This window comes from Vibrio tarriae (assembly GCF_002216685.1).
Taxonomy (GTDB): Bacteria; Pseudomonadota; Gammaproteobacteria; order Enterobacterales; family Vibrionaceae; genus Vibrio; species Vibrio tarriae.
Map to the genome: position 1 here is coordinate 2,426,976 of NZ_CP022353.1, position 12,797 is coordinate 2,439,772.

The following is a 12,797-nucleotide window of genomic DNA, read 5'->3' on the forward strand; positions in this document are numbered from 1 at the left end:
TCCTACAGATAAATGGGGTCAGCCAAACCAGAGGAATCACCTTCACCCAGCGACATCACTTCATCAAGACTGACGATACCTTGCAGCGCCAACTCCATCGCCGAAGCCAGTAGCGGTTTGTACTCTGCATTACTGCGTGCGGCTTTAGAGAAGGCCACGGCATCATTGGCCCGCAAGCAGTCCATCATCGGCTGATCCAGTTCAAGCATTTCAAACACACCAATCCGGCCGCGATAACCGGTTAAGTTACAGTTTTGGCAACCGCGTCCGCGGGAGAATTTGGCGGCAATTTGATTAGGAAAACGAGTTGCAAGCCATTGGCGACGTGCCTCATCCACCTCATCATGCCCACTACAATCCGGACAGACTTTGCGTACCAGACGCTGCGCAACCACCGCTCGTACCGCACTTGCGACCAGATAACCGGGCGCGCCCATATCAATCAAACGCAGCGCACTATCGACGGCATCATTGGTGTGCAGAGTACTTAACACTAAGTGGCCGGTTAAAGCTGCGCGCAGCCCAATTTCGACTGTCTCTTGGTCCCGCATCTCACCGACCAGAATAATATCTGGGTCTTGGCGCAAGAAGGTGCGCAGTAACGTCGAGAAATCGAGATTGATTTTCGGGTTCACTTGCACCTGATTAACCCTGGAAATTCGATATTCCACCGGATCTTCCGCAGTAATGATTTTTTTACCTGACGTATTGAGCTCGTTGAGTGCGCCATACAAGGTGGTGGTTTTCCCTGAGCCGGTAGGTCCAGTCACCAGAATCATGCCATGGGGGCGTTTCAACTGATGGCGCAAACGCAGCAATAAATGAGGCGGAATACCGGACTCTTCGAGCTTTCGAATTCCAGCAGATTGGTTAAGCAGACGCATCACCACTGATTCACCATGCTGGATAGGCATGGTTGACATCCGGATATCGACGGATTGTCCTTTTACACGGATGTTAAAGCGGCCATCTTGCGGAAGGCGTTTCTCGGAAATGTCCAGATTCGCCATCAATTTTAAGCGCAGTACCAAGGCAGAGGCGATATTCACTTCATGGAGCAAGGTTTCATGCAATACCCCATCGATCCGTTGCCGCAAACGCAGTACGTTGGCATCCGGCTCGATATGAATATCCGAGGCTCCCACTTGAATCGCATCTTCAAACAACGAGTTGATAAGCTTAACAACCGTGACTTCTTCGCTATCTGAATCAGTGATCTCAAAATCAAAACTATCATTGGTTTTGTGTTCAGCATGCAATTGCTCGGCAAACGAGACAATCTCTTTGGTGCGGCGATAGTAACGATCAAAGCCATCCACCAACTGCTTTTCAGGGGCGATGACAAACTCAAAGACGTATTCAGGCAACTGGTTCAGCAAGGCTTCTTGAGCAAACAGATCAGCTGGATCACTCATGGCAATACGCAGCGTATCACCACTGCGGCCTATCACTAGCGCACGCAAACGGCGAGCATGGACTTCGGGCAGCAAAGGAACCGCATCAATATCGACATGGGCTCGACTCAGATCGATCACTGGCAAACTGAGTTGTTGCGCCAAAAAGTTCAGCAACTGGGTTTCGCTTAAAAAACCAAGCGAAATTAAGGTATCCCCTAAGCGACGTCCGGTCTTTTTCTGGGTATTCAGCGCTTGTTCAAGCTGCGCTTCACTCACAATCCCCTCTTCAACCAGCAAGTCACCAAGCCGTTTACGCAGTTTATTAATTGGCACCTTGTGTCTCCTCTAAACTGGCCAGTAATTGCAAGCGCTGATGAATAAAAGCTTGTGATTGGCTGGATAATCCGACTTTATTGAGAGCCTGTTGATAGGCGTGCTGCGCCGCCGGCCATTGCAGAGCGCGTTCTTGTTGAATCGCCAACCCCAGCCACCAACGCCCATTATTGGGATCTTTTTCCGTCAGTTGTTGATAACTTTCTCGCGCGATCTCATCTTGTTTGGTTTTCTGCGCGAGAGCAGCGCGCAGTGACAGATACTCGATCGAGGGCTGCGAAGGAAGATAAGCCAAAGGTACCAAAGCCGCAGCGTCTTGCTTTTCTTTGACCAGTAACTTAGCCAGAGCCAAACGCAGTACTTCACCGTCCGGATTACGCTCAATCCCGGCTTGCATCAGATCAAACGCTTTGCGCCCATCGCCTTTGCCATAATAGAGTGCCGCCAGTTTTTGCCTGGCCATTTCATCATGCGGGGTATAACGCAGCGCTTCCGTGTAGGCGGAGACTGCCGTCTGTAACTCGTTACTTTCCATCGCTTTTTGCGCACGCTGTAAGGCTTTTTGCGCTAACTGTTCCGGTGTTAATGAGACTTGCTCTACGATCATCACCGGCGATGAGCTCGGTAAACTTGAGACCTCTTCTTCGAAAAAGCTCGGCTCTGAATTATCGGCAAGATTCAGAACCGGCTCTGCGTTTTGCTCAGACCCTAGCGCGGTTTGCTCTCGCTGACGAGTCGCCGTTTGCTTGAGTGAGGTGGGTGAGCTTTCTACCTTAGCGAATACTGCGTTTTTGACAGCAGTTTCGTTCTTGGGCAACCCTTCTTTTTGGACCAAAGTTTCATTTTTAGCCAAAGCTTCGCTGTTAACCGGTGCTTGATATAAGGCGATGTTTTGCTGCGTGGTCTTTTGGGTCGGTGACGGCACTGCTGGCTGCACAATCTCCGCTGACGACGGAATAGCATCCACCGATTGCAATGAGATAGACCAACCACCAACGGCAAGACTCACGCCAAAGCCTAGCATCACCCATAACCACGCTGGACGAGCTTTCGGCTTTGCAACATCAATCCGCTCAATATTCGAAAGGCGTGAGTGACTTCGCTGCGCACTCTTTGCTAATGCTTCATTCACCACACTCATGGTTTGCTCCATCCCCACAAAATTGGGGTTTTAAATCTTGGTTTGCAGCTGTCATAGGTGTCATAAATCGCTGCAAAAAGATGATGTTGATTGACCAACGGGCTCTGCTCATGCCAAGCGAGTAACAGCGCCTTATGACAAATTTGATTGATCAAACGCGGGATCCCTTGTGATGCACGCCAGACGGCTTTTTTCAGGGTCGCATTGAACAGCGGATACGGCGCTTGGGCTTTCTGTAAACGGCTCTCAATGTACACCTCGGTTTCAGCTTGAGTTAACGGGCGCAAAGTGGCATTAAAGGTGATCCGCTGCCGAAACTGACGCAAATGATGCTGCGCGAGTCGAACATCGAGTTCAGGTTGCCCAATTAAAACAATCTGCAGCAGCTTGGTTTGTTCCGTTTCTAAGTTGCCAAATAAGCGCAAAGTTTCTAGCGCTTCATCAGACAACGCCTGCGCTTCATCGACCAAAGCAACCACGCGTTTACCTTGTTGGTGAAGCTCAATCAGTCGTGTTTGGATCTGCTCGACCACTCGCACGGGCGATGCTACATCCAACTGTAATTCTGCTGCGACCGCCTGCCTTAATTCTTCGCCGCTCAGCATAGGGTTGGGCAGATAAACCAGTGCCACATCATCGCCTAAGTGCGTCAACAACATGCGACATACCATGGTTTTCCCAGTACCGACCTCCCCGGTGAGCTTGCTGACACCTTCCCCCATCTCAATCGCCGCACTTAAGGTTTGAATGGCCTCAAAATGCGGAGCGAGCCCCAGAAACAATTCGGTATCCGGAGTCAAATGAAAAGGTAACTGTTCAAGGCCAAAGTGCGATAAATACATACGCTTACTGACTGTCCGGGAACCATTCCTGTAGCAAGCTGCGCGATCGCTCCAGTTCTTTTTGCCAAGTGTTCACACCAACGACCGTCGGCTTGAGCAAGATAACCAGTTCGGTTTTCCGTGTCAGCTTACTGGTGTTACGGAACAAATGCCCTAAAGCGGGAACATCGCCTAAAAATGGTACTTTTGACACCTGATCAACGGTGTTGGACTTCATCAAGCCACCGATCACGACTACGTCGCCGTCTTTCGCCCGAATAACCGAATCCGACTCTCGAATTGAACTTTTCGCCAATGGCAACTCAATCTCTTCACTTCGGTATAAAATTTTCTTGGTTTGCTGCTCGACTTCAATCACCGCAGGATGCACATGCAACAACACGTTGCCTTGATCGTCAATTTGCGGCGTGACATCCAACGAAATCCCTGAGAAGAAAGGCGTAAGTGTAATATCTGGTGACGCTTGTGCGTTATCTCCGGTTCCAACAACGCTGGATAAATCAGTCACATAGTATTCGTCCGTCCCGACTTTGATCACCGCTTTCTGGTTGTTGGAGGCCGTTACTCGTGGGCTCGACAGAACATTTAAATCACCTTGTGTCGCCATAAAACTTATCACCGCATCAAAGCTGCCACTGGAAATCACCACATTGGATTGACCGCCCAATAGGCTGCCTATCACATCCAAACCAGGTAACACTGAAGTGATTGGGTTACCATTACTGTCTTGAGTCATGGTTCCAGTACCCAGTTTGTAATTGGCACCATTGGAGGAGAAGGCTTTGCTCCAATTAATCCCCTGTTGGTAACCATCACTGAGGGTCACTTCAAGGATCTTAGCTTCGAGGATCACTTGTCGATGCATACGTTGTTGCGAGATCCCCAAGAACTCGTTCACCTGACGAATCTCATCGGGATAAGCGCGTAGAGTTAACACCCCCGCCTGCGGGTTGACTATCACCGTTTGACCACCACTGCTGCCAAGCAACTGAGCCACCGCTTTTTCTAACAAAGGCCAAAAATCACTCTCGTTCGTGGTTTCAATTTCCGTTCCACCACGAGCATCGCTTCTTTTGGAATTAGAATTGCTCGAAGAACCATCAGAAGAGCTATTACTGCTATTGCTGAACGAGGAGCTACTACTGGAATTTGAGTTATTGGTATCCGTATTGGTGATGGTGCCCGTCGTAATCGACGTTAACGAGCGACCTGTGCGTTTAAATTGCAGATAATCAACCGGAATCGTGACCGTACGCAATCCTGCCGGATAGACTTGGATCACTTTACCTTCTTTTACCACCTCAAAACCGTACATATCACGCACCACGCCCAAGGCTTCATCTAGGGTAACGTCAGTCAAGTTGAGAGTAATTCGCCCAGTAACGGCTGGGTGGATCGCCGCACTGTACTCGGTTCCCTGTACTAAACTGGTAAAAAAGGCCTTCGCTTCGACATCCTCAGCTTGGATTCGAAAACGCTGCAAAGTTTTCGGCTCAGTGGTAGTAAGAGTATCCATATCAGGCATCAAATCAGCCTCTACCGAAGGCGGTAATTGGTCAATCTGACGACTGTTCGTCTCGTTAATAGCTTGGTTCAGGGCTTGTTTAGCTTCAACAGGATCACGGTGTCCCATTGAACATCCCACCAAAGAAGTCACCACTGAAGCGAGTACGATTTTACGCATAAGACTCTGTTACCTTATTGTTTTATATCGAGCGTAAACAGTGCCAATCGCCACTCTTTACCTGCTCGGGTGAGTGTCACCTGATCGGGATGGATCGTTGCCACACGATACCCATTCACCACATCCCCTTGTGCTACGACTCTTTGTTCAATGATCGCATAGCAGCTTCGACCTTCTGCACAAACAATGCTTTGCAGAGTCGGCACCGGATAACTCGGCTTTTGCAATTCGGGTTTAGCGGGGCTTACCCAACCTAAAGGCGCTGTCGGATCTTCACCTGCATAACTGTAGGTGACGGCAATTAACGCCAAGAGCACACCATATCTAACCACCGATAAACTCCTCTCGACTGCCTAAAGTATAGACTTCTAGGATCACCCGAGCCTGTGGGTAGCTTTCCACTCGATAATGAAAGTGACGCCAATAATATTTCACAGGCAAAGCTTCCAAGGCTTGCAGATAATCTCGGATAGCAAAATAGGAGCCCGTTAACTCCATACGCACAGGGTGAATGTAGTATTCAGACTCCGCTCTCGATTCCGTTGCGCGCACAATCGGCTCTGCGGGTAAGGACTCCAAGGAGACCAACTTCAGCTGTTGCCCTTGTTTTAATACGCTTTCAAGCAAATTCGGCATCTCTGACGGAGCAACCATCGAGGTCATTTTGGTCGCCAGCAGCTCGGAAATCTCCTGACTTTGCAACGTCAGTTGGCTCAGCTCCACATCCAACTCTTGGTCTGGATTTTTCGCCAACTGCGCTTGGAGAGCCATGATTTCGCCTTGAAGTTGCAAGTTACTTGACGTCAGGGTTTGCATTTGCAATTGACGTGCTTGGCCCTGTTTTAAGGCTGGCTCAATCAGCCCAATCAACAGCACCATCACAATAAGCACGCTACCGCACAGCGTAATTAACACCTTCTCTCGTTGCGACAGTGCGGAGAAGCGACTTTCGAAGTTTTGCCAAGCGGATTTCATTTTGGCTCTCCTCGCTGAGTATTGAGTTCAAAGGTGATCATATCTTGATCATTACGGCCAATTTTCAGTTGCTCAAAGCTTCTGCCCATCAGATGCAGTTCTTGTTTAAATTGACTGATCCAGTTCGGAATCGCGGCAGGATCACGAGCGAGTCCCTGCACATTTAATTGTGAGGAATCCAAGGTAATACTGCTTAAAGAGATATCACTACGAGCCAGTTGAGCTAAAGAGTTCAATACGCCGGAATAGCCCGTTTGCTGAGCTACATCAAACTGCCCAATCGCGTCTAATGCTTGCTGTTTGCTAGAGATCTCTTGCTTTATGCGCCCAATCGCTACCTGTTTAGCTGGCGAAGGAAGATGAACCGCCACCTGCTGACGTAAGTTAGCCGCTTGTTCTGTTAACGATTGATTATGTTGCTGCTGCTCTTGCCACTGCTGTTGGATAACCCAGTTTTGGTACCCAACCCCTGCGTACCCGAGCAATAGCACAACGCTCAAGGCCAACCACGCTAACAAGAGATTGGTTAAGGTAAACTTTTCGCGCTTCGGCTTGAGGTGATCTTGATAGAAATTGATGGTTTCTTGCGGGATATTGCGCGCATAACGTGCCAGTTGTTCACCACAGAGGGTCGCTTCACCATCAAGCCCTGAGGCTCGCACACTTAAGCGCTCATTGAGTCCGGTGATCAAAGCCTGTTGATCTTCACCATCACAACACACTTTTAGCTGCTGCAAAGAGCCGCCCTTTAACTGGGCGGATAAGTAATCAATCGAGCGCTGTAGCTCTAACGCCAAGCTATCTAACTGAAGGGCACTGGCTGCGTTATCGGTGACAGGTGCGGTGATCCCACGTAAGGTGCGTTGAAAACTGCACTGACGATCAACGAAAGCATCCAGCTTAAAACTGCCCCCCATGCTGCGATGCAGCAACAGGAAGTGGCTCAATTCTCCGCCCACCAGTCCCCAAATCGCTTGCTCGGGGATCACTCGTCCTAGCGTTAATCCCGCCGACACCGCCATGCTTTGCAACTCAAGAATAGTACGCTTGCTGATCACATAGGCTTGTACTTTACCACTGCCGGGAAGAGGGTGAGCATCCGCCACCACATCCGTCACTTTCTCACTCAACATGTCTTTGAGTAGGTAAGGTAACGCCGCAGACCACTCTTCACGCGGAATGCTTGGCTGTTCAATTTGATAGGTTTGATAAAGCTGTGAATGCAGTACAAGGTGGATTTGTACATCATGGATGGCGTGCTTTTGCAGTGTTTGCACCAATACAGCTTGCCAACTTTGTTGCTGTAGCGGCTGTGGATGAATTGGCGGCAAATCATCGGATGTGAAGTACAAATTCTCTGGCTGCACAACAACATACAACTGTTGCGAGGCAACCTTAGGGGCAATCAGTTTTTCTATCCAACTCGGTTTCTTCATTCTCTACCACTGCTATTTGGTTCGCCATCGATTACGCTTGCCAATGGGCTTTACAGAGAGGCGCTGAGGTCGTTTCAATGGCTCTGGTGGCAAAGGAGGCAACATCTGCTGCTCCTCATCAAACAAGCGCCCTTGCACACCACGGACACCTAGCATCTGTAAGGTTTGCCACTCTTGAGTAGTTTCAACCCCAACCGCAACCACTTCTGCTTGGGTACCGCCACATACACCTACCAAACTGCGAACGAACAGCTGATTTTCATGGCGTTGGTCAATTTTCTTTATCAAACTCCGATGAAGTTTAAGATAGTTGACTTTTAAGTCTTTGATATAGTGCGTGCTGACAATTGTTCGTCCCGCTTGTCCCACCACTATCTTGCAACCCAGCCCCGCCAACATGCGAATGATGGGGCGCATATAGTCTAAATGGTTGACCAAATGCGCTTCTGAAAACTCAAAAGAGAGCGCCGTTCTAAGAGAAAAAGGCATCTGCATCAATTCGTTGCGAATCCAGCGAGCATACCGTTTATCGTTAAATGGAACAACGTGCAAGTTTACCGAGAGTGGTTCAACCAGTTCAGAGCGCTTCAAAAAACTCACGACAGAGCTGAATACGGCACGATCCAACATGGCTTCATAGCCGACCGTTTCTAAAGCTGAGCTAAAACGCGACGCCTTGAGAATGCCTTGTTGCGGATCCTGAATACGCGCAAATAACTCATAATGTAGGAACTCCCGCTCTCCATTGGTAGAAATACGATAACAGGCTTGGCGATAGAGCAAGATCTCTTCAGGGCAAAGAACCTGTTCAAACAATGTACGCCACCGAACGCTACCGCGATCCTCTTGTAACTGTTTAGGTTTTTGAAAACGGCTCCACGCATTCACCCCTTGCAGTTGAGCACTTTTGAGCGCGGTTTCCATCTCATCAATAATCCGTCCACGCCGCTCTCCTTCTTGATACATGGTGACACCAATGTGGAACCAATTGTCTTCTAGCAGGGGCTCGGGGGGATTGATTCGCTCAATCAACTTGATCGCCTGTGTCGCCACTTGAGCAATATCTTTACTACCTTGATGAGGAATAAACAGCGCAAACACATCCTCATAGTAGCGAGAAAGTATGGCATCCGGATAACGCTGTACTATGTTGGATAAACACTCACCCACCTCAATGATAAACTCATCGACCGCGCGTTTAGGGCTATCTTCTCGCGCCGATTCTAAGTCATCAACACGTAGCATCATGACGCCGCCGTGAGCGCCACTCTCCAGTAACGCCGATTCCAACTTACTGTCATACAACACCCGATTCGCCGTCCCGGTCAGTTGATCAAGGAAGGTTTGGCTACGAATAAAGGTATCAAAACGGCTACGTTCTTGACGTGCATCTTGCAACTCTTCAATCAAGCGATCTAAGGCTTCACTTGCAGTGAAAGGCCACTCTCGCGGATCCCCCTTGGCATGTTGCTCCACTCGTCCAGCAAGAATCATCCGTCCTCGCTCTTCCAATAACTCCGATCCTAGTAGTTGCTCTTTCAACCATTTCAGACCACGGATCAAGAAAAATACGATCAATAGCACCGCTAAGGTGGTTGACCACATGGCTTGCAGTGAATAGTTGTAATTGAGGTAGGGAGGCACCGCTTTAAAATGCATCACATAACCGGGGTTACGCTTGAGCGGTAAAGCGACTTGATGCAAACGTGAAGCTTCAATAGTGTTGGTGGTGTCTTTAAAACGGTAGACGGGACCCGCTTCGGAAGTAAGCTGCATTTCAATGATGCCACTCGCTTGGAGCATTTTGGGCATCCAACGCTGCATAGAGTAAGCGGCGTCTGGATCTTCCATCTCCTTATCGACAACTTCAACTATCCCTTGTAGATAGTGGTTGAGATATTCCTGCCCCAAACGCTGAAAAGATAAGGTGCCACCGAGGAACAGGATAAACATGGCACTGATCACCGTCATAGTGACGAACGCCACTAACCGAGTGCTCAGTTTTAATGTCGGTGTATACCTCATTTGTGCCACGTTCCTTATGTGCGCCGCTACCTATCATTCAGAGGCGAGAAGTTTACATTAAACAATTGAGATAACTATATAAAAAAGCCGCGGAATCCGCGGCATTTTTCGTCAATAACAGTACTAAAATGGCAGTTCACATAAAGTTATGCCAAAAACCATTCAAGCTATTAAAAGTATTGCCTTTTATTGTAAAAAAAGCCAATTTTGTTAAGTTAAACTCAAATATTGTCAACGATTTGAGCAAGAACTATGGAGTGTTCGCCGCTGAGCGTAAAGATAGCATCTTGACACTTTCGGCGACAGCACCTAATCAACAAAACGCCAACTGGGTCTTAGAATACCCAGTTGGCCATGCTTATCTCCTGTGATTATGGAGGAGTACCTTGGGAGATAACCTCCCGAGGGTAAGGTATTGCTGTTTAGGGCCAGCTACCGCTATAGCCAGCGAGCGCTGACAGTGAGCAAAGAGTATGACAGGGCCCCAAAAGGATAAAACTCTGTAACTGCCCTTTTAAGGTGCAAAAGACAAGTTTTCCTAAGCAAAGGATAGGATGAGAAGTATGATGATTCACTTGTGAGTGGGTTAAACTATCCAAACATAAGGTTCTAAGAAAAACTTTCACATGTGAAAGTTTTGCGGCTCAACCCCAAAGGAGCAAAAGATGGGCAGAACACTGGAAGATATTATTGCAGAGCAACCTCAAAATCTCGTTGATTCTGCTCAGGAAACAGCTTCAAAACAGCTAATCCATATCCATTTAATCGAGTTACTAGAACGTATCGGGGCTGATGCAGGCTGCCACATTGATAACTGCACACTCGATAGCTTGCAGAGACTGAAGCAGCTTGTTGTATCAGCGGGAGGAAGACTTCGCCTTCATGTTGACTTGCCGGACGGCTCTCATCAAGGTTTTAAGCTGTGACCCTCGAACTTTCACATGTGAAAGTTAATACTTGAATGATGTCACAAAAATAAGCTGGCTTGGCTTCCAACCCTAAACAAGGATATCTAGTCCACTGAAGGGTTATTAACAAGTAAGCGCACCGGCATTCCGAGGGGCAACATTAGCTTATCACTTCAACAATGGTATTTAATTTACACCCCAACTGCAATGGCTTCTTACCATACGTTGTAATGTTCCTGAACTTACCATTAACCTAAAAGCTGTTGTGCTAAGAGCAGATATTATTAATACCTCTGTATATTAAACAATGGGGTGCTGGTTATTGCCATGAGTTAAAATCACCTCAAGCGCGAGTTAAGAATTTGCTCACTTAGCCGTGTGTCCATTGCAAGTTAGTCTGAAATATGCTCTCCAGAATAGTTACAGGCACACTGTGCGAAAATTTTATAAAAATCTCCCCTTATTTGCTTAAACTAATCAGGCTAAGCTGGTCACTATCCAAAACAAAAAATCAATAAGGAATGACTTATGGCTTCGCCGGTTTTCACGGAACTACAAACTAAATACATCCTTGAACAACAAGGACTCCCTTTTGATGAAGATGGTTTGAAATCCCTATTGCTAGATAAAGACTCTCTTTTGCAGCGCAGCGTTCTGGGGGGGCGCATCATAGGCGGCGGCGTCACATTGCAACCGCAGGAATACATCTACCATTGTTATCTATCCGATGAACAAAAATTATCGATATACGGCTGCGGATATGAGATCGGTAGCCCGCACCCCATTCCTAATACCGGCGAGAACGCGTTTCACTTCTACCTTGAACAAACTTATGGTGGCGCAGATACCGCCGATCTAGTGAAACAGATAAAAAAGAACATCTCTATACTGACAGGTATTCCATTTAAGGTTTTCCTTCGTAAAGACCGTAATCTAGCGTTTAAGGTGGTGACGCTTTTCTATCGTATTTGCCGAATTTACCGCCCGCAGCTCTTTCGTCTACTTAAAGTAAAAAACACAGACAAAGCCAATTTTGAATTCAGATCAGCATTCCCTCAGCAGAATGAGCAAAGTGAGGAAAACTCTGCGGTACTGGCGGAAATCCTGAGCCATTTAACCTTTTCAATGCCGAAAATGTATAAGGAACAAGCTTGGCGTATTTTGACCGATCTAGCACTCACAGGTGAAGAGATGGCAGTCTATGTCAAAAGTGAAATTGAGGGTGAACAATATCAGCCCTGCAGATACTCCCGCCATAATATCGATGCAGCTCTGAATGAGGTTCTGAAAAAATCTACAGTAGATTCTGTTGTCGACCCCGATCGCCTAGATTTCCTGTTGTACGCATCAATAGCAATGAAGGAATATTCAGAACGCAAGAAATCAAATCATCTGGTGATGCAAGCTGTTTATAAAAACCCTCTGCGATTGAGAACCCTGCGTGGTGCTGTACTGCCTTCATTCTCAGATAAGGATGTCCTCTCTTTCCTAACAGGTAAAGAGGTGTGCCGTATTAAACCGTCACTGGAAAAACAGGCTGAGTTTGTTGAATTAATAGTTCGCCAGTATGCCCTCGACATAACAGAACCTTTGCCAGCGATAAACAAGCAGATAATCAAAGCACTGATCCTGCATGACGAAAAGTTAGGTGTGCATATTCCCTCGTCAGTCACTGGAACGGGAAATGTTCAGCAATCTGTAACTTCTGTTTTGAAAGACGCAGAGCGATTTTCTAGAACTCATCCAGAAGGCAGCTACCCTAAACTGCGGCGTTATCCTGAAGCATTATTGCTTTACTGGGACATGCGTTATCACATGGCGGTAGAAGCTTTGTTATCAAAACAGGTCGATTATGGTTTCCAGAAAATGTTGTCCATAGCGGAGTGGGAACTGCAGGTCGATACCAGACTTATTGAATACCTGCAGTTCGGTGGCATGAAGACCTACCAAGCGTTACCGGAAATCGCCGACAAGTTTATGCACCAGCTTGGTTATCTGCCAGGTAAAAGGACCTATTTTATTAACTAAGCAGTCATACCGAAGATGAGGAGCTTAC

At 47.6% G+C, this 12,797-nt stretch carries 10 protein-coding genes; 2 read left to right on the forward strand and 8 right to left on the reverse strand.

Translation table 11 applies throughout. The features are described 5' to 3' along the window. Positions 1 to 2 precede the first annotated feature (2 nt). Genes mshE through csrD form a run of 8 tightly spaced genes read right to left on the reverse strand, consistent with a single transcriptional unit; the run spans position 3 to position 9,779 of the window. A complete protein-coding gene (gene mshE, locus CEQ48_RS16855; RefSeq protein ID WP_089072023.1) occupies positions 3 to 1,730 on the reverse strand; it encodes an MSHA fimbrial ATPase MshE in 1,728 nt (575 codons plus the stop codon). Next, a complete protein-coding gene (locus CEQ48_RS16860; protein WP_198301185.1) occupies positions 1,720 to 2,871 on the reverse strand; it encodes a tetratricopeptide repeat protein in 1,152 nt (383 codons plus the stop codon). The genes mshE and CEQ48_RS16860 overlap by 11 nt, the downstream gene beginning before the upstream one ends. After that, positions 2,868 to 3,713 carry an ExeA family protein gene (locus CEQ48_RS16865; RefSeq protein WP_089072025.1) on the reverse strand — a complete coding sequence of 282 codons (846 nt, stop codon included), beginning with the start codon at positions 3,711 to 3,713 and terminating at the stop codon, positions 2,868 to 2,870. The genes CEQ48_RS16860 and CEQ48_RS16865 overlap by 4 nt, the downstream gene beginning before the upstream one ends. A 4-nt stretch (positions 3,714 to 3,717) precedes the next feature. Continuing rightward, entirely contained in the window at positions 3,718 to 5,397 is a 1,680-nt protein-coding gene (gene mshL / locus CEQ48_RS16870; protein ID WP_089072026.1) for a pilus (MSHA type) biogenesis protein MshL, read from the reverse strand. A 14-nt stretch (positions 5,398 to 5,411) separates the two neighbouring features. Next, the gene (locus tag CEQ48_RS16875) at positions 5,412 to 5,729 is read right to left on the reverse strand and encodes an MSHA biogenesis protein MshK (protein ID WP_089072027.1); all 318 of its coding nucleotides are present in this window, start codon (positions 5,727 to 5,729) and stop codon (positions 5,412 to 5,414) included. Beyond that, positions 5,722 to 6,372 carry a type IV pilus inner membrane component PilO gene (locus CEQ48_RS16880; protein WP_089072028.1) on the reverse strand — a complete coding sequence of 217 codons (651 nt, stop codon included), beginning with the start codon at positions 6,370 to 6,372 and terminating at the stop codon, positions 5,722 to 5,724. The genes CEQ48_RS16875 and CEQ48_RS16880 overlap by 8 nt, the downstream gene beginning before the upstream one ends. Continuing rightward, positions 6,369 to 7,808, reverse strand: a complete 1,440-nt coding sequence (locus CEQ48_RS16885) for a PilN domain-containing protein (protein WP_089072029.1) — start codon at positions 7,806 to 7,808, stop codon at positions 6,369 to 6,371. Before CEQ48_RS16885 ends, CEQ48_RS16880 begins: the two co-directional genes overlap by 4 nt. Before the next feature lie 12 nt (positions 7,809 to 7,820). Next, entirely contained in the window at positions 7,821 to 9,779 is a 1,959-nt protein-coding gene (gene csrD / locus CEQ48_RS16890; protein ID WP_232477904.1) for an RNase E specificity factor CsrD, read from the reverse strand. A gap of 719 nt (positions 9,780 to 10,498) precedes the next feature. On the opposite strand from csrD, the gene CEQ48_RS16900 reads away from it, so the two are divergent. Then, the gene (locus CEQ48_RS16900) at positions 10,499 to 10,759 is read left to right on the forward strand and encodes a hypothetical protein (protein WP_089072032.1); all 261 of its coding nucleotides are present in this window, start codon (positions 10,499 to 10,501) and stop codon (positions 10,757 to 10,759) included. Positions 10,760 to 11,269: 510 nt separating this feature from the next. Further along, complete coding sequence (locus tag CEQ48_RS16905; protein WP_089072033.1) at positions 11,270 to 12,769, forward strand: hypothetical protein; 1,500 nt, start codon at positions 11,270 to 11,272, stop codon at positions 12,767 to 12,769. Positions 12,770 to 12,797 lie beyond the last annotated feature (28 nt).

What these genes read in the sequence shown, in the direction of transcription:
- CEQ48_RS16860 (WP_198301185.1), bottom strand. Translation starts at nt 2,871, where the DNA reads ATGAGTGTGGTGAATGAAGCATTAGCAAAGAGTGCGCAGCGAAGTCAC.
- CEQ48_RS16865 (WP_089072025.1), bottom strand. Translation starts at nt 3,713, where the DNA reads ATGTATTTATCGCACTTTGGCCTTGAACAGTTACCTTTTCATTTGACT.
- mshL (WP_089072026.1), bottom strand. Translation starts at nt 5,397, where the DNA reads ATGCGTAAAATCGTACTCGCTTCAGTGGTGACTTCTTTGGTGGGATGT.
- CEQ48_RS16880 (WP_089072028.1), bottom strand. Translation starts at nt 6,372, where the DNA reads ATGAAATCCGCTTGGCAAAACTTCGAAAGTCGCTTCTCCGCACTGTCG.
- CEQ48_RS16885 (WP_089072029.1), bottom strand. Translation starts at nt 7,808, where the DNA reads ATGAAGAAACCGAGTTGGATAGAAAAACTGATTGCCCCTAAGGTTGCC.
- csrD (WP_232477904.1), bottom strand. Translation starts at nt 9,779, where the DNA reads ATGACGGTGATCAGTGCCATGTTTATCCTGTTCCTCGGTGGCACCTTA.
- CEQ48_RS16900 (WP_089072032.1), top strand. Translation starts at nt 10,499, where the DNA reads ATGGGCAGAACACTGGAAGATATTATTGCAGAGCAACCTCAAAATCTC.
- CEQ48_RS16905 (WP_089072033.1), top strand. Translation starts at nt 11,270, where the DNA reads ATGGCTTCGCCGGTTTTCACGGAACTACAAACTAAATACATCCTTGAA.